Here is a 20461-nt window from a genome sequence, read left to right as displayed (position 1 = left end):
TAACGCCCTGAAACTCCCTGCATGCTATCTTGGTGGTGAAAAAGAAAATGGTTCGTGAGGACAGAAACCATGGCCATAAAACATTTTGTTGCTAATCATTTGGGCATGTCCCAAGCTGTGCAAGGGTCGGGCTATCCGTTGCAATCTTTTGTTGTGCTTTCGACTACGCTCAAGCTGACAACAAAAGGATTTCCACTGCTATCCCTCATGCAAACTTCAAAGCAGTTTAAAAATCGGCAGTTATACGTTTGCACTGGCCACCTAAACCCGATGGCACGGATGCCGATAGCGCATAATTGTTCTTTTTATCAACAACTATCGGCAGAAGGAACAGCGGGGCAAAACCAAACCGAAGAACTAATGGAATTGCTTTCCAAAAAAACTACGCTACACATATAAGGATTTTCACGCCAAATGGATCCTGAAATAAATTACCTTCGGCAAGCTCGCTTTACTGCATAGCTTTTCGCTGCGCTTACGGTCAGGATGACAATTCCGTGTAGAGTTATCAACTTTAATAGCCAGTTTGCCAAAAAGTTCACAACTCTGGAATTTCATGATCAATAATTATCTATTGCACTTTAGCATCTTGGTGGTGAAAAAGAAAAATGATTCGTGAGGACAGAAACCATGGCCATAAAACATTTTGTTGCTAATCATTTGGGCATGCCCCAAGCTGCGCAAGGGTCGGGCTATCCGTTGCAATCTTTTGTTGTGCTTTCGACTACGCTCAAGCTGACAACAAAAGGATTTCCACTGCTATCCCTCATGCAAACTTCAAAGCAGTTTAAAAATCGGCAGTTATACGTTTGCCCTGATCACCTAAACCCGATGGCACGGATGCCGATAGCGCATAATTGTTCTTTTTATCAACAACTATCGGCAGAAGGACAGCGGGGCAGAACCAAACCGAAGAACTAATGGAATTGCTTTCCAAAAAAAAAACTACGCTACACATATAAGGATTTTCACGCCAAATGGATCCTGAAATAAATTACCAGTTACCTTTTTACACCAATATTGCATCTGAAACTATCTCTTCAGCATTATCTTCCAGCAATATCTTAACTGTTTTTAAGGTAGACTCGGCAATTTCTGTTAAGGCCTCTTGCGTAAAAAAAGCCTGATGCCCCGTAAGCAAAACATTCGGAAAGCTGATTAATCGCTGAATATCATCATCACCAATAATACTCCCGGAAAGGTCTTTAAAAAAGAGTTGTTCTTCCTGCTCATACACATCAATTCCCAGCGCTGCAAGCTGCCCCGTTTTTAATGCTTCAATTACCTCACGCGTATTAATCAATCCCCCTCTACTTGTATTGATTAAAGTCACACCTTTTTTCATCGTCAATAAGCTATTCGATCCAATCAGATAATGGTTCTCTGGTGTAAGCGGGCAATGCAACGAAATAATATCAGCTTCTTTTATTACTTCATGAAAAGGCAAATACTTTACGCCTGCACTTTGTAATGATTTATTCACAAAAGGATCAGAAGCTAATACCCTGCAGCCAAAACCAAGCATAATTTTACAGAAAGCAGCGCCAATTTTCCCTGTGCCAATTACTCCTACTGTTTTACCAAAAAGATTAAAACCCATTAAACCTGAGAGCGAAAAATTTTGCTCCCGTACACGATTATAGGCCTTATGGGTTTTTCGGTTTAAAGTAAGTAACATGGCCACTGCATGTTCTGCAACCGCTTGTGGCGAATAAGCCGGAACACGGCAAACGCGAATCCCGTATTGTTTGGCCGCATGTAAATCCACATTGTTAAAGCCTGCACAACGTAAAGCAATAATTTTCACCCCTTTCTGTGCCAATGTGGCGATAACATCAGCAGTTAGTTTATCGTTCACAAATACACACACCACATCAGTACCTGCTTTTATCGCGTCAGCAATATGAGGCCCCAAATGGGTTTCCCAAAATTCCAATTCAAAATTATACTGCTGGTTACAGCTTTCAAAAAATTCACGGTCGTAAGGCTTCGCAGAAAAAAACACAATCTTCATCTTGATAAAAATACGGATTAAATAGGACTTAGCTGTGCTGTTTAAAATTGTGCATCCTAATGCTTATTCCCAAAATCAAATAATAGGGTACCCTTAAAAGTCTTGCCATCTGTTTTGTTTTTCTGACTCTGAGCCCCTAATAATAAAGCCGACTGAAACTTGGTACCAATGGCACTTATCCCTTTTAAAAAGCCAATATTCCCTTCCGGAAAGGCAGGTTCTACATTGTTATTGCTTAGTGCCGCAGCTTCACGGGCAGGCCGGAACATTTGCAAATAAGTATCCTGATCAGGTATATAAACTGTAAATGGAGTTTCCTTATTTTCTATAGTCACCCAGTTCACTTCTGCATGGTAACCTTTAAACTCAGGGTAGCCCCAGGTTTCGCCGGTAATTGAATTATTATAGTCCTTATGCCAAACCCCAAACTGCTGCCCTTTTAACCTGTTTTTCCAAACCCGGTATGGGCCACGGCCAAGGTATTTCATTCCAGTCGTTTTATCCTCGGGGTAATTAAACGTAATCCCCATAAAATCAGCCTCGCCCTGTTGGTTAAATTCATATTCGAGTTTTGCCAGCTTTCCGGTTTCAAATGTCCACTTTGCATGCAAATTACCAGCACCCTGGTAGTCAGACTCCACAATATACTTTGCTCCTTCTGCCCGATGGCTAAAATTTTTCAATTGGGTGTTTACACCGGCCAACGCCGGACCTTTTGACAAAGAAATAACGGTATTACCTTTAACAACTTTCTCCAAATAACCCGTTGCCTTTTCAAAATAGTAACTAATCCCCTCCTGTTTAATCAGGAGCGACTGGTTAGTCTCTTCAGCTTTTACTCCTGAATTGGACAGCGTAGTTCCTTGCTTCTCTGCAATCAAACGGGCAGCTTTTATTGGCCAACTCCAGGTAAATATTTCCTTTTTGTCAGGCCCATAAGCCGTTAAATATAAGGCATCGCTTTGTGTCCACGAATTTGGCAAAGCCAGACCAAGCGTACCCTTTGCGCCGGGTTTAAGCTTAGCAGTTGCTGCCCCACTGGCATTTACAATAGCTTTCGTTCCTGCTGTGTTGGCTGATGGGAAACTAACTAATTTCCATTTAAAAGTACATTGGGCAAGATTGGTAAAATTGAAACGGTTCTCAATCGCGATTTTACCTTTAAAATCACTGTCAATTTTTGGCAAATCAACAAAAACCGGAGACCATATCTCTTTTATAGTATAAAAACTGGCTTCCTTTTCGCGATGCGGCCCAACAATTCCGTCAGGAGCATGGTTTCCATCACCATCGTAAATACCGTTTTTATCTGTCCGGATTACGTTTTCATCAACCAAAGCCCAAATGAACCCACCAGCACCATGCGGGTGAATGAGCATCTGATTCCAGAAATCGTCTAAAGCAGCACCCGCACCACCATCATAAAGGGCATGCATAAACTCTGTTGGAAAGAAAACTTCCTGACCTGAAGTAGCCGCCTTAACCATATAATTATAATCCGGGTAATGTTTAGTATCAGTTCCGTTAAACTTCTCCCAAGGGTGAATTACAGTTCGTTTCTGTGGATCGTATAAGGCATAATCATTGTCCAGATCGGTATTAAAACCTCCCTCATTGCCATTGGCCCAAAAAATAATGGAAGGATGGTTTACATCCCTGATTACAAGTTCTTTTACGAGCCTGTGTCCAACGGTATTATCATATTTTGCCTGCCAGCCTGTTAACTCATTAATTACGTATAAACCTAACGAGTCGCAGATATCCAAAAATTCTGCATCTGGCGGGTAATGCGACATGCGAACGGCGTTCATGTTCATTTCTTTCATTAACCGCACATCCATTAAATGTACTTCACGGCTTAATGTACGTCCGCTTTCAGGCCAAAAGCTGTGGCGATTAACACCTTTTAAAATCATTTTAGAACCATTAACATAAAAACCGTCGCCATTTCGCAGTTCAAGTGTTCGAAAACCGAATTTTTGCTTCACCTGATGAACAATCTGCTGTTTATTTTTAATCCGCACCACAACCTGATATAGATTGGGGAATTCGCTGCTCCATAATAAAGGATTTGAGAAAGTTGCCTTCAGGGTTTGCACATTATTCTCCAAATTCGGTTTCATAGAAAAGGCTTTGCCTACATTTTCGCCAGTTAATTTTTTCACCTGGGCTTCAAGAATATCATCAGCAGCTAAATTTTGGCCATAAACATCAAGCTGAAAGGTACCATCGGCCTTCGCATTAACGGCAACTCTTTCTATAAATTTGTTTGGAACAGTTTCCAGATAAACCGGCCGGAAGATGCCGCCAAAAATCCAAAAATCGCTTGTTCTTTCTGCTTTATTAATGGAAGCATTTGCCGAAACCTTATCAACTGTTACTTCCAGTAAATTCTTCTCTCCGGGTTTCAAGAGCGCAGTAATATCATATTTAAAACGATAAAATCCGCCCTGGTGCAGATCTCCGGCCAGCTTTCCGTTAATGCTTACCTTAGTATCGGTCATAGCACCTTCAAAAACCAGGAATACCTTTTTGCCTGTTATTTTACCCATCTGGAATTCATAACGATAAATCCCCTGTTCATTGGCTTTAACCTTGTCGTGCCCGTAGTTGTAACTTCCAAAACCCTGTAACTCCCAATTAGAGGGCACAGGGATTTTAGTCCATATGCCGCTTTTTCGACCGCCCGTGCAATAAAAATCCCATTGTTTGGAATAGTCTTTATCTGTTCCGGAAAGATAGATTTTAGTGGTTTCCTGCGAAAAGCCAGCGTAAGAAACCAACAACAACAATAACAGTATTAATCTTTTGATCATAATATATTTAGCATTAGAATAGATTCGATTTTAAATAAAGTTTTAATTTATTAAACCGAGCGTTTACAAGATAATGGAATTTATGATTAGATGAGGCTGCATCACTACCATTTTACATCTTTCATTCTTCATCAATTTAAATTAAACTTTAAAAACATTTAAATTTCATAATTTTAACTAAGAAACCTAATTTATCTTTATGAAAAGCAACAAACTATCTGAACTTACCATAACCGAATTAAACAAACAGAAAAAACAATTAAGCGGTCTGTTAATTGGAAGTGCTATTATCATGTTGTTTTTGTTTGCTACACTTGTATACCTCATTGTTAAAAAACAAAACTTTGTACTCCTTGCGGTTATTCCAGGTTGTCTGATCGCCTGGTTACCGGTCATAATTAAATTAAGCCAGCTCAATGCCGAAATCAAATTACGCAACTCGGAAATAAATTAAAGCCTGTAAAAACTAAAATGGAGACAATAAATTTAAAAGATGGTGACCAATGCATTGTGGTTAAAGGAACGCATGCAGGTAAGTTTGGCAGGGTAAGCGATATCAATACGAGCAAAACAGGGCATATTACCATTACTGTTGAACAAGACAATGCTGTTAAATTCAAAACACTTGGCAGGAATGTAGTATTGAGGGACAATTTATTTCTTAAAAATCAACATGAATCACGTATATAATATAATTGATTATTTTTTGTCCTATAGCTCCTTACCCAAATATTTCCCGCTGATTTTGAAGATTACCGCAGATTAACTTTCCAGTTTTTTTTGGTCCGGATTTGTGACTTGGTTTAGCTGTTTTGTAATTGCAAATCGCGTGTAGTTTTTATTTATTTAGCTTTACGATACAAACCATTGTTCCTAAACCCGATCGGCGTGTAAAGCCCGCAGGCCCGAAGCATGAGGGTGAGGACTTGGAACAAAGAGCGGGACAGCAGGCCTCCAAAAGCCACTGTGTGTTCATTTCCAAACCTTTTTGTAGCGCAAAAACCTAAGGCACTGTCATGCTGAGGAAAAAATCACCTCCAATTATCGTCATCCGATAGCTATAGAACGCGAGAAAGCTTTTTATTTAGCCTGCTATACCGGCGAAAGAAAGCAAAGAAAACACCTCATTTACAGCTAAAATAGCCAAAATTAGTAACATGTTGATTACGCTGAACCGTGTTAACACGCTGCTCCGTACTTTTATGCCACACACAAATAAATCCATGGGGGCTTTTACTAAAACGTTTTTATTACTCCTGCTCTTTGCTGGTACTTTTACCAACAGTAATGCGCAAAATTATACTGTAAAGGGTATCGTGTTAGATACTGCAGGCTTACCATTACCCGGTGCGGTAGTCAGGATTAAATTTGGCGCCGACAGTTTAGGCACATCCGCCAATCCAGATGGCACATTTGCAATAGATAAAATTAAAACTAAACAGTTTATCTTATCGGCCGCTTTTATCGGCTTCGATACCTTTATTAAACAGTATCAGATCGAAAAGGGTAATAGCTTAAACATTACCGACATCAAACTTAAACCATCGTCGAACACATTAGAGGGCGTAGTGATTTCGGGTGTTCCTCCTGTTAAGGTAACCGAAGATACCGTGAGTTTTAACGCCAGGGCCTTTCCGGTTAGAGATGGTGATGCGGTTGATGAAGTGCTGAAAAAACTACCTGGCATTAAGGTAGATAAAGATGGTAATGTAACCAGTCAGGGTTCGCCAGTAACCAAAATACGGGTAAACGGTAAAGATTTCTTCGGAACAGACGTAGCCACAGCCATCAAAAATCTTCCGGCCGATATTATCAAAAACCTCCAGTTTATCGACGATTATGGCGACCAGGCCAAACTTACAGGCATTAAAACGGGTGAGCCAGAAAAGGTACTAAACCTGACCATTGAAGAAGATAAAAAGAAGGGCTATTTTGCCAGGGCTTCTGCAGGTGTGGGTAACGCCGATCGCTACAACACCAATATTCGGGGAAATAGCATGAAAGGCGAACAGCAGATTTCATTCGATGGCACTTCGGCCAATGCCAATATGCGTGGCGGTGGCGGCGATGGCATTACCACCAGAAATGTTGTCGGTCTTAACTATAAAAATGAGTTTAGTACCAAACTCTCTGCAGATGCGGGATATAATTTCAATAACAATAAAAACAATACCATTAGTTCTACCTATACTCAAAGTGTTTTACAGGATGCGGGGCAAAATCCGTTAAACAGACTTGAAGATGCCCAAAACAACAGTAAGAGCGATAACTATAGCCATTGGTTTGGTGGTAATTTGGAGTATAAAATAGATACCATGAATTACCTTAAAATTTCTCCGAACTTTTCTTACAATACCAATAGTGGCAACAATACGGGTAGTTCACTTATCACTCAGGATACCCTTTTCACCAGAAGAGAAAGCAACAATTTCAGTCATTCGAATAACTTAAATGCCCGCACCAATATATTTTACAACCATAAATTTGCGAAGAAAGGGCGAAACCTGAGCTCCTGGGCTAATCTCAATTATACCAACGGCGAAAATGATGGCAATGTATATAACAAGTATATCAACATTCATGCTAACGTAACCGATTCGGTACTCCAAAACCAGCTGAACAACCAGAATAACCGGAATTTAGGACTTAATGTTGGTGTTTCGTATATGGAACCACTCTGGAAAAAAACCTTTTTAGAAGTAAATTACAACTGGAACCGGTCATCAACAAATAATTCAAGAGATGCTTATGATATAGCTGATGGCAATCAGGTATTTAACACTAACCTAAGCAATATTTACGATTATCAGTTCATCACCAATAAAGTGGGCCTGAATTACCGATATATCGGCGAAAAGTTAAACTATACACTCGGTATCAACGCACAGCCTGCATTGCTTCAGGGACAGAATTTAAGTAATGATGTTCAAACTGTTAACCGTACTTTTAACCTCATCCCATCTGGTCGGTTTTCATATAAATTTTCTAACCAGCAATCATTAGATGTTAATTATTGGGGAAGAAATAATCAACCTGGATTTTTACAACTGCAACCTATATCCGACAATTCGAACCTGCAAAATATTGTTACCGGAAACCCAAATCTTAAACCCGAATTTATCCATAGTCTCAATGCCCATTACAAACAAGCCGACTGGAGTGCGGGGAAAGTGATCATGGCCAATTTTAAATACGAACGCACTAACGACAGGATTGTAACCACTAAACAGCGTGTACCTGGTACCGTTAATCAGCTTACCAGTTACATGAATACCGACGGATACTACACACTTCAGGGCGATTACGACATTAGCAAACCATTATCGGCTGAGCGAAAATTTACCATAGGCTATTCGGGCTCGTGCCAGCTGAACAATAACATTACTTTTACCGATGATAGCCGGATAGAAGCACGCAATATGGCCTGGCGCCAGGAACTCGAATTCAGGGTAGACCTGAAAGATATTGTTAACTTTGAAGTAGAAACCGCTTACTCCCAAAATCTGACCAGGTATTCGAATGATACCTTTACCGATCGCCAATCTAACCGGTTTGAGTGTGGTATAGAAGGTCGTAATTATTTCTTTAAAGATCTTACCCTGGGCTACGATTTCACCAAGCAGATTAATTCAGGTTTTGATAATGGTGCCGTGCGTAATCCAACATTACTTCGTTTATCAATGGAATATAAGTTTATGAAGAATGATATGGCCGCTATCCGTGTAGAAGGATTCGATCTTTTTGATCAGAACTCTGGTATATCGAGAGATGTGTTTGATAACGTCATTGTAGATAGGCAGGTTAACCGGTTGGGAAGGTATTTCATGTTATCACTGATTTATAGGGTACGTAAATTTGGTGGTTAAGATTAGTTTACATTTTTCACGACCAGGATAAATTAAATATCATCTACGCTTATCTTTCTAAATCTGCGGAAAACCTACGCACCAACTACTCCCGCAGATTCACTGATTCCGCAGAGCCAATTACATTTCCCATCTTCCATCTCCACCAACCTATCCTTTTTCTATTCCCGTTTTGGTAGCCACTGGTTTTTTCTTCCGGAAGGTTGGAAAAGTCATCGGGCTTCTGGCCGGGCGCTCATCTCCTAATAACACACCCCATTGTTTAAACGACTCTGTACGATCGAAGACAATTTTGAGTACAGCTACACTAGGCAGCGCGAGGAACATCCCGGAAACACCTGCTATGCTACCACCGATAAATACCCCGAGGATGGCAAATAAAGCATTAATTTTCACTTTAGACCCTACAATGCGTGGCATGAGTATGTTGTTATCTAAAAACTGAACAAATGCAATTACACCTAAAACGGTAATGACAGGCCACAATTCTTGAGATGAAGTAAGTGTTAACAGTACCCCTATTAAGTTACCAATTAAAGCCCCTACATAAGGGATCAGGTTTAAAATGGCAAAAATTACCCCGATTAATAAAGCATGTTTTATACCGATTAACATCAATATCCCACCCAACAAAATGGTCATATAAGTGATCTGGATTAACAGTCCGATTAGGTAGCTTTTAATGATCGATTCGGTTTCATAAATCGCTTCTTTCACTTTTGGATGATCATCGGTTTTAAACCACATAAAAATAAAGCGCAATAAAATGTCTTTATAAAAAAGCATCAGGTAAATATAGATCGGCAATAAACCAATAAATACAAAAATGCCACTTAAGGTTACAGCGGCGCCCCCTGCAAGTGAGGTCCCCATGTTCATCAAATCGTCGCTTTTAGTTTGTATGAAGGCTTTTTGCTGCTTATCGTCGTAGTGGGTAATGCGGCTAATCCAATCGCTCAACGAATTGATATGCTGTGTTACGTTCGCTTTTATCTGCGGAAAATCTTTAACCAAAATGCCAATCTGGTTCGAAAAAAACCAGACAATTAAAGCGACAAAGAGCGCAACCAATAAAATGGATAGCACGATGGACAACGATTCGGGTATTCTTTTTCTTTTTAAAAAGCGATACACCGGTAGTAACATAATACTGATAAAAAAAGCCATCAACATGGGCATGATAATATCTCTTCCAATTACCATCACGGCTACAACGGCCATCAGCCCTAATAATTCTATAGATCGTTTAACGGTCAGGGGTAAATTGTTCGTCATAAAAGCTTATTCTGATTTGAGGTTTATAACACAATTGTTTTCTAAATGTTTTAAGTTACGAAAGTTAGCTGGGAGTTTAAGCTGGCATAGCTTAATCAATTTCAACCATTAATCAGTTTAGCGTTTGGCGTTTGGCAATTAACCGATTAACCAATACTTTAAAAAATTACTTCTCTTACACGATATACCCATAGATTAGCCTTATTTTTGCAGCTTTAATACCGCACATGAATAATCAAGATACCATTATTGCTTTATCTACTCCCCAGGGTTCTGGCGCCATTGGCGTTATCCGTTTATCTGGTCCGGAGGCTATTTCCCTTACCAATACTGTTTTTGCAGGAAAAGATTTAGAAAAGCAGGCTTCGCATACTTTACATTTTGGCCTGGTTAAAGATGGCGATCATATTGTTGATGAAGTGGTGGCAGGTTTATTTGTTGCTCCTAAATCGTATACCAAAGAAAACGTGGTAGAAATTTCCTGCCATGGTTCTAACTATATTATCCAACAGATTATTAACCTGTTAATTGACAAAGGTGCCCGTGCTGCCAAACCCGGCGAATTTACCTTACGTGCTTTTTTAAATGGTGCTTTCGACCTGAGTCAGGCAGAAGCAGTTGCCGATTTAATTGCCTCCAATTCGAAGGCTTCGCATGATGTGGCGATGCAACAGATGCGCGGTGGCTTTGCCAACGAATTAAAAGGATTACGAGAACAATTGATCCATTTCGCTTCGATGATCGAACTTGAACTCGATTTTGCAGAAGAAGATGTAGAGTTTGCCAACCGTGAGCAATTAAAAAACCTGGTGAACAAGATCAATTATGTTTTACAACGCTTAATCTCCTCTTTCGAAATGGGAAACGTGATTAAAAATGGGGTTCCTATTGTAATTGCAGGTAAACCTAATGTGGGTAAATCTACCCTATTGAATGCCCTCCTGAACGAAGAACGCGCTATCGTTTCGGATATTGCCGGAACCACACGCGATACCATTGAAGATGAACTTACCATTGGTGGCATTGTTTTCCGTTTTATTGATACGGCCGGAATCCGCGATACAGCCGATATCATCGAAGCTTTAGGCGTAGAACGTACCTTAGAGAAAATGAAACAGGCCAAACTGATCATTTATATGGCCGATGCCGCTCAAAGTATTTCAGAAATTGAAGAGCAGATTCGGGGTTTAGCGCAATTGGCTATCCCCTATTTAATTTTAGTCAATAAAGCTGATCTTCTTGCTGATGCGCAACGTAAAGCTTTGAAAGCTTTAGATGTTGTTTTTATTTCAGCTAAAGAAAAACAGGGTATCGATGAACTTAAAACCACTTTATTGGAGCAGGTAAACTTGCATCACATTAATACCAGCGAAACCCTGGTAACGAATATCCGCCATGTAGAAGCGTTAAAACAAACCGAACACGCCCTGCAAAGGGTTTTGGCCAATGTAGATAATCCGGTTACCTCTGATTTCCTGGCAATGGATATTAAACAGGCATTGCATTATCTTGGCGAAATTACCGGTACTGTAACGACAGATGATTTGTTGGAGAATATTTTTACGAAGTTTTGTATTGGCAAATAACTCTCTAAAACAACCACTAATTTCGACAACTCAGTTTAAAAATGTATTGACATGAGAAATAGGTGATAGCCGAATAAAGCCAGCTGGTTTCTACCATATTTGCTGCTGATCGGTAAAGGGCATCGGGGCATTTTGTTTTGGCCACAAACTATTATGAGGGGTTTTCCGTTTATTGTTTGATATGAGTACATACACCATCCAGGAACAGTTTAATCAATACTTAGATCTTCTGAACAAAATCCACAATCTCGGTCATGATATCGATGCTTCGATCAATGAGGTGGAAATATCAGATATTGAAGCTAAAAGGAATTCCTTTAAACAACGGCTGCAGATGGTTACTAAAAGCTTGATTTCATCCCTTAAGGAAATGGACGGCAAGTACCCTATCCATAATTACCTTGGCAACCAGACTACATATCTATTTGTTGAAGATAATAAACTGAGATTTGAATATCATTAGACAGCATTTTTAAAAACAGTTGCCAACCTGCCCAGCTGTGGGTTTCAAAAACATGTTTTCCATATATCTGTTTGTTCGGGTTGTAAAGGTTTTCCGCTTTGGTTTCAACCTAAAGCCGGCATTCCGAATAATCTAATAGGGTTTCCGATTCCGTTTTCCTACAACTGCAGCTTCCAAACTATACCAAAGATATTTTCCTTATCTTCACAACACCGGTATGTATCATGTTTTAAATTATGAAAGGTGAAATAGTTTTATATAGAAGAGTGCGCAACTATGTTGGCTGTTCTGTTATGGTAGGTCTTTGTTTGCTTACCGTCTTTATCATGATGATCCTTTTCTATATTGCAGAAGACAAAGAGATGGTACATCAGCTTTTTTATTACGCAGCAGTAATCATATTTACCTTATTGGCCATTCAGGTGATAGCCTATAGGTCTAAGCAAGGAGCAGAAACAATACTTTTAACGGTATCGGCAGATGGGCTCCACTATCATGAGCATGAAACATTTATCCAATGGAGTGCAATAACAGAAATACAGATTATTGACGAACGCTTATCCGTTTCTGTTGATGCCTCGCCAGCCATGGATTTTAAACTCAATTTGTTGGATACAGATCTAAAGGGAGCTTCCAGTGACTTATGCCAGTTGCTTAACCAATATTATTATCCCAAACGTATTTACATCCATGAAACCTTCCCTACTGGCTTATAAATAAATTCAGTGTTTATCCACAACATGATCAAAGTCCCAAGCGCATAATGGCAGGCGACCAAAAGGAATAGATTTTCACGGTTGGAAAAAGGAAGCACCCTGGCAACGCAAAAAACGCTTAGGAAGGGAACTCCGGACCAAAGCCCCACCGCGCGGCCTTTTCCTATATCCCCACTCTGTATCATGAGTGCCCTTAAGCGAAAGTTCTTCCTTCCATACGATCAGCTGCGTAACCGGCTGCTGTAATATTGTATCGGCGGATTGTGTTTTCATTTTTGATTTTCCAAAACAATTCTTTTTAAAGTTTTTCCTGCTTTAACTATTTCTATTGCTTTGTTCATTTCAGCGAATGGCAACACATCCACCTTACTTTCAATAGCGTTCTTTGCTGAAAAGGCTAACATAATTTTCATATTTTTCCGGCTACCGGTGTAACTTCCAAAAATGGTGCGTTGGGCATAGTCATACAGTAAACCGGCGTTAAGGGATAGCTTATTTAAGGGTTGTGCTACCAAACCAAGCTTTCCCTGCGGTTTTAGCATTTTTAAATACAGGTCCAGGTTAAACTCGACATTTAATGTAGAGAGAATGAAATCAAATTCTTTGTCATGATCTGTCAAATTGTTTAGATTCGAGCTATCAATATATGTGGCTCCCAATTGAATAATCATATCCTTTTTTTCAGGAGAATGAGAAAAAGCTGAAACGCTATGTCCCATTTTATGAAGGAACCGGATCGCTAATTGGCCGAGTCCTCCAATTCCCGCCACTGCAACGGCAGAATTCTTTTTCAATTTCGCCCTGACAATTGCCGAGTATACGGTAAGACCTGACGATAACAAAGGAATTGATTTTGCAGCGTCTATTTTTCGCGGAAGCTTGAAGGCAAATCTTTCATCAACAATAATATGTTCTGCCAAACCTCCGTAGCAATCAACGGCAATTACTTTCTGTCTGGCGCAGAATTGCTCATTACCCTCTTTGCAAAACGGACACTCAAAACAAGCCTCCTGCTGATAACCAACTCCGACACGATTTCCAATTTTCAAGTCTTTTACTGCAGAACCTACCTTCTCTATTACACCTATAATCTCATGACCGGGTACAAGTGGAAATTTTGTATCGCCCCAATCATTGTTAATACCCTGGATATCCCCTGTAGCAATACCGCAATGCGTTATTTTTACTAATACCTCACGGCTACTGATTTTCCTTTCATAGAAAAAAGGCTCCGCCTTTCCACCTTGTTCCTTAATTGAATAAGCTTCGATTCTCATAATGATTTGATGTCGTTTGCAACCGGGGTTAGATCCTCATTAAGTTGGTGACCGCCATGAGCCATTTCACGAAAAATTGCCCAGGGAATATTTTGCTTATACAATGTGAAGTGATCAAATGGAACTACCTCATCATCCTTGCATTGATAGAAAAAAGTTGGAATGTGTTTAGGCAGTTTATCAGAAAAGTCTTCCTGTAGTTTAAGAGGCTGCTTCCAGTCTTCATCACCGTTCCAAAATGGTGGTGCGACAAGAAAAACTGCCGCAATATTTTCTTTGATTTTATTTTCAGAAAGATGCTTCAACAACATGGAAGCTCCTAAAGAGTGACCTACTAAAATAATTTCGCCTTTAACAGAAGAAATCTCATTGCCTATTTGCTTTGGCCATCCCGCTCCGAAATATGGTTCTTCATCTGTGAGCATCTTTGGGAAATGTATTTTGTAAACTGTTCCCAAAGCTTTTCGTAAAGAAGCAACTAACTCTACATCTCCTTCATAACCACCTTCACCTGCTCCGTGAATAAATAATACTTGTTTGCTTAGTTGCTTTTTCATCTGAGATTATTTTTGAATTTTATAACGAAGTTGAATAGTGTTTGTATTTAATTTTGTAACTTCTAATAGACTTAATTTTAAATCAAGGTCTTTATTTTAAAGAATAGTAAACCACTTCCAAAAAGCACTGGTTCTACTACAAAATAAATATCATCAACAAGTTCGGCATTTAAAAAATAACTTATTGTCATTTCACCTCCAATAATTACGGCTTCGGTATGTCCCTTTTTTTCAAGCATTTCTACTATTTCAGCAGCATCCCTTTTTGTAAAAACTACTGTGGGATTATTAGATTTTGTTTGTTCGTGGTTTGTCAATGTTGTCTGACGAGATAGATGCGGCCGAATTCAGGAAGATTAAACATGATGCCAGTGAACAGATCAGACTGAAGCTAAGCTGAACACGGTTGTTGAACAAAGTTCGAACCTTTTAAACATAAAACCAATAGCAGAAAAAGCCATTTCGAACCTGGAAATGCTGAATAGGTGGTTTGATGATTCGAGTATCGTAGGACAAAGGGGCCAAGCGCAGTCTTTAATAAAAAAACCAATTTGTGGACGAATTAATCGAACTCGGCCGTTTTTCAAAAATTCTTTCAAATGGATAAAATCCCATATTGATTTCTTACTTTAACCAATAGGTATGAACCTCGTCCTATCAAAAACCAGTCAGCACGTAGCTGACTGGTTTACTGCCATTTTTTAACGACAAGCTATTTCAGGACAAGACCAAAGCAAGCAACATTCTTACTTGCTTGCTCTTTTAGTTAATTCTTCAACATTTTTAACCAGAAGGCTAAATTCTTCTTTATCATATAATCTGGTCAAAAACCTGATGTAACCATCCCTGTCGATAACTACGTTACGCGTTACGCCCGCTTTTTTATCGGCAAATTTCTGGAAGATTTTAGCGCCAGGATCTAAAGCCAATGGATAAGTGATATTCATGTCTTTATGAAATTTCTGTACTACCTCTAATGGTTCATCCCGATCAACACCGATCAATATCACATCTTTATCTTTATAGGCCTGCCAGATGTCCTTTTCTAAATAGGGCATTTCTTCTCTGCATACTTTACACCATGCGGCAGTGAACTGTAGAATGACGATTTTTCCTTTTAATTCTTTTAACGTGGTTTTCTTTCCGTCATGCAGAACAAGTTCAAAATCATCAGGGGCTTTATCCCCTACTTTTACCAGATAGCCTCTGCTATCGGCATTTGGGTTTTCGAATTTTGGTTGTTGTGCAAATCCACTTAGTGTAAGCAAAACTGCGGCTAAAGTTAATAGTTTAATTTTCATGATATTTAGTTTCTAAAGGGTGATAATATTGTTGTTATTTTTCAGCGGCTTTCCAGCCTTCATCAAGTGCGGTGGCTACTTCACCATATTTTCCTTTTTCGCCGAAATAGGCATTTCCTCCGAAAGTATAAACGGGTTGTTTTACCAGATCGAGCTGGAGTTGTGGCAAAGGATATTCAGTTGGCGTACCGCCTACGAGTAAATTGTTCCTGCGCATAAACGTAAATGGTAGAAATGCACCACCAGCGCCATCTATTTCAATGGCATATTCATAATGCAATTGCTTTCTCAAATCAGCCTGGTTTGCAGCAACATCAGGAAGCGTTCCTACGGCTTTTCTTGCAGCGGCCGGATCATTTAGTATTGCAGCTGCGCCAGCGTAATCCTTCAGCCAAAATTTAGATTCAGCCTTTAGTAACCTGATCTCTTCAGCCAGGAAATAAGGATTAACTGCACCTGGTGAGTTTAGCGTGTTGGCTGTATTATACCATCTTTTTCGGTACCAATTGGTAAAAAGCCCACGTCCACGCGATTCGATAAATATTCCAAAACTTGTGGTGTATCCAAAATAACTATCGAAACGTTTATCGTTGCTGTTAATGTTGGGTAATATTCCGGTTAAAGGGTAAAATTTAGGGGTATTTCCGGTTTTGTCGGCCAAATAGGCAATTTTAAGATCTGGTGGTAACCAACCAGAACCATCTGAGTTACGCTGTAACAAATTGGTCAATAACTGATTGTAATAGCCCCCTGTTACGGTGGTGATCACAAAATCGGTGGTAAATCCTTTTTCGGCGTAAGCCAATACTTTATTCCATTGTGCATCGCCAATTTTTTCTGCTTCGGTCTTATCACGGGCTTCAGAAGATAAAATCCTTGCAGCCATCGAATTGGCCAGTTTAATAAAGTCGGCTTTACTGAATGTTTTTCCGCTGAGGAAGTCGAATTTAAACTGTGCATTCGCTTCGGCCAGTGCTATAGATTTGTCAATCAGCTTGATTCCGTTCGCAATTAAGGCCTTGTAAGAATCCGGAAAATCTTTGGTGCTTAAGTTCACATCATCGACAATAATGCCACGGTCGAAAATAACACCAAGATACCCTTGTGCTATTCCTTTGGCATAATAGGCCGCTATAAGACAATCCTGTGTTCTATCTGTGCCTTGTGTATCGTAGATCTTTTTACCCTGTTTTTCAATAATATCCAGTGCCAGGGTGGCATCTAAATTGGCCTGGTAAAAGCTATTGTAAAAAGTATTCCAGGTTATTGCGCCACGGTAAGAAGTATTATTATTAAGCCTTAGACGTGGTTCGTTCGCAAAATCCCACCATGAAGAATTTCCATTGGTATTTGTGGTCTGGTCGGCCAAAAGACTAAAATGTGTACCCGAGGCACTTGTAGAAGTACTAAACACAGTTTGAACACTACTTGTTGTGAGCTTAAGCCCGAGATCTTTAATCTGATCGATGGCTTCCTGATTGGTTAACGTTGTTGGATTATCGAAATCTGTTTTTTTGCAGGCGCTAAGGCTTAAAGCAATAAGTGATATGTAGAATATATTTTTCATTTTCTGTTCGTTAAAAGTTTAGCGTAAGTTTTGCGCTGTAAATGCGATAGGTTGGATAATCGTAAAAATCCTGATTGCCTTCTGGCGTTACTCCGGTAAAGGATGTCCAGGTGTATAGGTTACGGCCAACCAACGCAAGTCTGGCATTACTTAATACCCGGTTTATCCCAATAGCTTTTAGGGGCAGTTTATAGCTTAACGAAACTTCTCTTAGCGACACGTAGCTGCTGTTCTGTAACCAGTAATCGGTGGTTTGCTGGGCATTAAAAACTGCTGTGGTAAAAGCAAGCGGCAAACCTGCCTGTGCTGCCTGATCAGAAAATGGAGAACGGTATTGATAGGTAAGGTATTGTTGGGTTTCATTATATTTCTGGCCACCTTTTTTCCAATCCAACACGGTATATAGCGATAAAGGACCGATATTGAAGGTATTAGAAAAACCGACAATAAAATCGGGCTGTGCATCTCCAATAATTTTCGAATTACCAGTAGCTGCATTTTGGTACAACAAAGGCGTTTCAGCTGCAGTACCTTGCTGACTTTTCAAAACCACAAAACCCAATTGATTAATGGCAAAATCGCTCAGTTTGTAAATCCCACCTGCTGCATTGGTAACCAGCCCCTGTGCATTGGTTTCCAACTGATCCAATCCTGTTAGCACACTATAACCATAAAAGGCAAATGGACTTGCTCCTGGTGCTTTTCTAAAATCGCCATCTGTAAACTCTGGTACGTCGCCCAATGAGGTTATTTTACTTCTAATCCTGCTAAAAGTTATTCCGGTATTCCAGGTAAAGGCATTTTTGGTAATCACATTGCCATTAATTTCGAGTTCCAGCGAGTTCGACTTTACAGCACCTAAATTCCCATAAATCCTTGCCGAACCTGTAGTTGGTGGAAAAGCTGGTACCAGGATAAAATCGTTTATACTTTTCGAAAAAGCATAATTGGCCTGAATATTAATACGTTTAAACAACTGCGCATCAATCCCAAATTCGAGTTCGGAGGTGATGGCTCTTTTCAGATTTGTATTTTCACGCTGATTGTAACTTACCCCGCCCGAACTCGACAGTGAAACCTGGCTATCCTTAGCACCAAATGGAGGCAAACTTCCGGCCTTACCGTAGGCTACCCTCAATTTTAATTCGTTGATGATGCCTAGTTTTACATCTTCTGTTAACCGATATGCCGTAGACACCCTTGGGAAAAATGCTGTTCCAACATCAGCACCAAATCTCGAACTGTTATCCAGGCGGCCCAGTACATCCACGAAAATCTTTTCTTTCCATGCGGCTTTTAGGTTTAAAAAGTAACCGTAGTTAACCGTTTGCTCCCAGGTAGAGCCAATGCTTCTGCTATCGGCTGATGCCGCAGCCAAACTTTTAACCGGAGCACTCAGGTTATAACCTGAAGCAGATAAGGATGTGATCCTATTTTCTTCATATACGGCTTTTAAAGTGGCTCCGAAATCGAAATCGTTAAATTTGTTATTGTAGTTTAATTGAGCCTGACCATTTTTAGAAGTGGTTTTTGAAGTGCTTTCGCCATAGTAACCGTTGTTCCTTGTAATATCTGCAGAAATAGTCTGAAAACCAATCGGATAATAATCCGTTTCATTGTAGTTTTCGTTCTGTATTGAAGTGTACACCTCTGCATTTAATTTATCGGTAAACTGGTATTTCACTTTTATACCGGCAAGCAAATTATCACTGTTGTTTTCATATTCACGGTAACTCAGCTGATAAAAAGGATTATTTACATTGAAATTCTGAATATCAAAACCATAAGGTTTAAAAGCATATTTCCCTGAAGCATCGCGTTCCTGCAGATTGATAAAAGGTTCGTAAAGTGAAGTAGCATATAACAATGAACCACTACCACTTGATGATATCGAAGATGAGGGCGTTTTGTTGTTAAAGTATTGCAGGCTTAGGTTTATCTCTAAATTTTTATCCGGTTTATAGCCAAAATTAAACAAGGCAGTTTGTCTTTTATCAGCACCCACAGGCTCTGCAACCCCACCTTTATATTGGTTTTGAAAAGAGGCATACAAAGTATATTTATCTCCTGCAGTTGATGCGGAAACAAAATTTGTAAAATATGGATTGTTATTTAACATATTCGTCACATTATCGTATACATTTTGATATGGGTGAAGATTAAGCGAATAACCGTTAGCTTGTACATCGATGGTCCTTGCATTGCCATTAAGCACAAACGAGCCATCGGAATTGACCTTAAAATGGTGGAACTGTGAGGTCGGGGGTGTATTTTGCACATTGCTTAAGCCAAATTCATTATCGACAATAATATTTACCTTTCCGGTACCTTTTCCTTTTTTGGTGAGCACCTGGATAATTCCGCCCTCACCCCTGGTACCATAAAGGGCTGAAGCAGCAGCACCTTTAACCACTTCAATCGATTCTATATCCTGCGGATTTAAGTCGGACAGATTTAATGCTGTTACAAACCCATCTACCACCAAAAGCGGTGCAATATTGCCCGATACCGATTTAGCGCCACGCAGATAAACCGTAGCCCCCGAATTACCAGAAGATTGGCTGATCTGGATCCCTGCAACTTTTCCTCTTAAAGTTTGAGAGGCATCTGTTGCCGGAACAGTATTAATCTGATCGTTATTCACTTTTGTTAGCGCAAAGGTTAGTTTTTTACGACTGGTACCTTCTGCAACGCCCGTAACGACCACATCGGATAAAAGATGGACATCTTCTTTCAATTCCACATTAATTTCCGATCGGTTATTAATAGCTATCACCTGTTCTAAATAACCCTGAAAATGGATGGTGATACTATCCGCTTTTTGAGATAGGTTTAAGCTAAATTCTCCTTTACCATTGGTACTGGTGCCAACTTTGGTGCCTTTTAACTTTATGGTAGCACCTATAAGTGGCTGCTTATCTTTACTGTCGGTAATCTTACCGCGAATGGTATTTTGGGCAAAAGCCTGCAAACTGCTAAGCAAAACAAAGCAGACTATTAACTGGGTAAAAAATAGTTTCATG

At 39.7% G+C, this 20461-nt stretch carries 16 protein-coding genes; 7 read left to right on the top strand and 9 right to left on the bottom strand.

Features of this window, described 5'->3' with window-relative positions; all coding sequences use genetic code 11:
- Nucleotides 1-69: 69 nt before the first annotated feature.
- Nucleotides 70-399 (top strand): hypothetical protein, encoded by a 330-nt coding sequence (locus tag QF042_RS12045; protein ID WP_307528611.1) that lies wholly within the window; start codon nucleotides 70-72, stop codon nucleotides 397-399.
- 610 nt (nucleotides 400-1009) lie between these two features.
- Here the strand turns inward: QF042_RS12045 and QF042_RS12040 are convergent.
- Nucleotides 1010-2014, bottom strand: coding sequence for a 2-hydroxyacid dehydrogenase (locus QF042_RS12040; RefSeq protein WP_307528609.1), 1005 nt, complete (start codon nucleotides 2012-2014; stop codon nucleotides 1010-1012).
- Nucleotides 2015-2070: 56 nt separating this feature from the next.
- A complete protein-coding gene (locus QF042_RS12035) occupies nucleotides 2071-4830 on the bottom strand; it encodes a glycoside hydrolase family 2 protein (protein WP_307528607.1) in 2760 nt (919 codons plus the stop codon).
- Between the two features lie 199 nt (nucleotides 4831-5029).
- On the opposite strand from QF042_RS12035, the gene QF042_RS12030 reads away from it, so the two are divergent.
- From QF042_RS12030 to QF042_RS12020, 3 genes are all read left to right on the top strand, one after another.
- Entirely contained in the window at nucleotides 5030-5284 is a 255-nt protein-coding gene (locus QF042_RS12030) for a hypothetical protein (protein ID WP_307528605.1), read from the top strand.
- A gap of 17 nt (nucleotides 5285-5301) precedes the next feature.
- Nucleotides 5302-5520: a KOW motif-containing protein gene (locus QF042_RS12025; RefSeq protein ID WP_307528603.1), complete on the top strand. Its 219-nt coding sequence runs from the start codon at nucleotides 5302-5304 to the stop codon at nucleotides 5518-5520.
- Nucleotides 5521-5987: 467 nt separating this feature from the next.
- Nucleotides 5988-8696 carry an outer membrane beta-barrel protein gene (locus tag QF042_RS12020; RefSeq protein WP_307528602.1) on the top strand — a complete coding sequence of 903 codons (2709 nt, stop codon included), beginning with the start codon at nucleotides 5988-5990 and terminating at the stop codon, nucleotides 8694-8696.
- A gap of 150 nt (nucleotides 8697-8846) precedes the next feature.
- On the opposite strand, the gene QF042_RS12015 is transcribed toward QF042_RS12020, so the two are convergent.
- On the bottom strand, nucleotides 8847-9971 hold the full coding sequence (locus QF042_RS12015) for an AI-2E family transporter (protein ID WP_307528600.1): 1125 nt from the start codon (nucleotides 9969-9971) through the stop codon (nucleotides 8847-8849).
- Between the two features lie 227 nt (nucleotides 9972-10198).
- Here QF042_RS12015 and mnmE point away from each other — a divergent pair, with 227 nt between their 5' ends.
- The 3 genes from mnmE (at nucleotide 10199) to QF042_RS12000 (ending at nucleotide 12736) form a co-directional block, all read left to right on the top strand.
- A complete protein-coding gene (mnmE, locus tag QF042_RS12010; protein WP_307528598.1) occupies nucleotides 10199-11557 on the top strand; it encodes a tRNA uridine-5-carboxymethylaminomethyl(34) synthesis GTPase MnmE in 1359 nt (452 codons plus the stop codon).
- Nucleotides 11558-11738: 181 nt separating this feature from the next.
- Nucleotides 11739-12020 (top strand): hypothetical protein, encoded by a 282-nt coding sequence (locus tag QF042_RS12005; RefSeq protein ID WP_307528596.1) that lies wholly within the window; start codon nucleotides 11739-11741, stop codon nucleotides 12018-12020.
- 236 nt (nucleotides 12021-12256) lie between these two features.
- A complete protein-coding gene (locus tag QF042_RS12000) occupies nucleotides 12257-12736 on the top strand; it encodes a hypothetical protein (RefSeq protein ID WP_307528594.1) in 480 nt (159 codons plus the stop codon).
- 269 nt (nucleotides 12737-13005) lie between these two features.
- Here QF042_RS12000 and QF042_RS11995 read toward each other — a convergent pair whose 3' ends face one another.
- The 6 genes from QF042_RS11995 to QF042_RS11970 form a co-directional block, all read right to left on the bottom strand.
- Nucleotides 13006-14013 (bottom strand): NAD(P)-dependent alcohol dehydrogenase, encoded by a 1008-nt coding sequence (locus QF042_RS11995; RefSeq protein ID WP_307528592.1) that lies wholly within the window; start codon nucleotides 14011-14013, stop codon nucleotides 13006-13008.
- Nucleotides 14010-14570 carry an alpha/beta fold hydrolase gene (locus QF042_RS11990; protein ID WP_307528590.1) on the bottom strand — a complete coding sequence of 187 codons (561 nt, stop codon included), beginning with the start codon at nucleotides 14568-14570 and terminating at the stop codon, nucleotides 14010-14012. The genes QF042_RS11995 and QF042_RS11990 overlap by 4 nt, the downstream gene beginning before the upstream one ends.
- A 77-nt stretch (nucleotides 14571-14647) precedes the next feature.
- Nucleotides 14648-14887: a dihydrofolate reductase family protein gene (locus QF042_RS11985; RefSeq protein WP_307528588.1), complete on the bottom strand. Its 240-nt coding sequence runs from the start codon at nucleotides 14885-14887 to the stop codon at nucleotides 14648-14650.
- Nucleotides 14888-15316: 429 nt separating this feature from the next.
- The gene (locus QF042_RS11980; protein WP_307528586.1) at nucleotides 15317-15871 is read right to left on the bottom strand and encodes a peroxiredoxin; all 555 of its coding nucleotides are present in this window, start codon (nucleotides 15869-15871) and stop codon (nucleotides 15317-15319) included.
- A gap of 34 nt (nucleotides 15872-15905) precedes the next feature.
- Nucleotides 15906-17438 carry a hypothetical protein gene (locus QF042_RS11975; protein ID WP_307528585.1) on the bottom strand — a complete coding sequence of 511 codons (1533 nt, stop codon included), beginning with the start codon at nucleotides 17436-17438 and terminating at the stop codon, nucleotides 15906-15908.
- Between the two features lie 10 nt (nucleotides 17439-17448).
- Nucleotides 17449-20460, bottom strand: coding sequence for a SusC/RagA family TonB-linked outer membrane protein (locus QF042_RS11970; RefSeq protein ID WP_307528583.1), 3012 nt, complete (start codon nucleotides 20458-20460; stop codon nucleotides 17449-17451).
- Nucleotide 20461 lies beyond the last annotated feature (1 nt).

This window comes from Pedobacter sp. W3I1 (assembly GCF_030816015.1).
Classification (GTDB): domain Bacteria; phylum Bacteroidota; class Bacteroidia; order Sphingobacteriales; family Sphingobacteriaceae; genus Pedobacter.
The sequence above is the reverse complement of the archived record's forward strand: the minus strand, read 5'-3'. Positions and strand labels throughout refer to the sequence as shown.

Excerpts from the sequence above, each read along its gene's own strand:
- QF042_RS12045 (WP_307528611.1), top strand. The coding sequence starts at position 70 with ATGGCCATAAAACATTTTGTTGCTAATCATTTGGGCATGTCCCAAGCT.
- QF042_RS12040 (WP_307528609.1), bottom strand. The coding sequence starts at position 2,014 with ATGAAGATTGTGTTTTTTTCTGCGAAGCCTTACGACCGTGAATTTTTT.
- QF042_RS12035 (WP_307528607.1), bottom strand. The coding sequence starts at position 4,830 with ATGATCAAAAGATTAATACTGTTATTGTTGTTGTTGGTTTCTTACGCT.
- QF042_RS12030 (WP_307528605.1), top strand. The coding sequence starts at position 5,030 with ATGAAAAGCAACAAACTATCTGAACTTACCATAACCGAATTAAACAAA.
- QF042_RS12025 (WP_307528603.1), top strand. The coding sequence starts at position 5,302 with ATGGAGACAATAAATTTAAAAGATGGTGACCAATGCATTGTGGTTAAA.
- QF042_RS12020 (WP_307528602.1), top strand. The coding sequence starts at position 5,988 with ATGTTGATTACGCTGAACCGTGTTAACACGCTGCTCCGTACTTTTATG.
- QF042_RS12015 (WP_307528600.1), bottom strand. The coding sequence starts at position 9,971 with ATGACGAACAATTTACCCCTGACCGTTAAACGATCTATAGAATTATTA.
- mnmE (WP_307528598.1), top strand. The coding sequence starts at position 10,199 with ATGAATAATCAAGATACCATTATTGCTTTATCTACTCCCCAGGGTTCT.
- QF042_RS12005 (WP_307528596.1), top strand. The coding sequence starts at position 11,739 with ATGAGTACATACACCATCCAGGAACAGTTTAATCAATACTTAGATCTT.
- QF042_RS12000 (WP_307528594.1), top strand. The coding sequence starts at position 12,257 with ATGAAAGGTGAAATAGTTTTATATAGAAGAGTGCGCAACTATGTTGGC.
- QF042_RS11995 (WP_307528592.1), bottom strand. The coding sequence starts at position 14,013 with ATGAGAATCGAAGCTTATTCAATTAAGGAACAAGGTGGAAAGGCGGAG.
- QF042_RS11990 (WP_307528590.1), bottom strand. The coding sequence starts at position 14,570 with ATGAAAAAGCAACTAAGCAAACAAGTATTATTTATTCACGGAGCAGGT.
- QF042_RS11980 (WP_307528586.1), bottom strand. The coding sequence starts at position 15,871 with ATGAAAATTAAACTATTAACTTTAGCCGCAGTTTTGCTTACACTAAGT.
- QF042_RS11975 (WP_307528585.1), bottom strand. The coding sequence starts at position 17,438 with ATGAAAAATATATTCTACATATCACTTATTGCTTTAAGCCTTAGCGCC.
- QF042_RS11970 (WP_307528583.1), bottom strand. The coding sequence starts at position 20,460 with ATGAAACTATTTTTTACCCAGTTAATAGTCTGCTTTGTTTTGCTTAGC.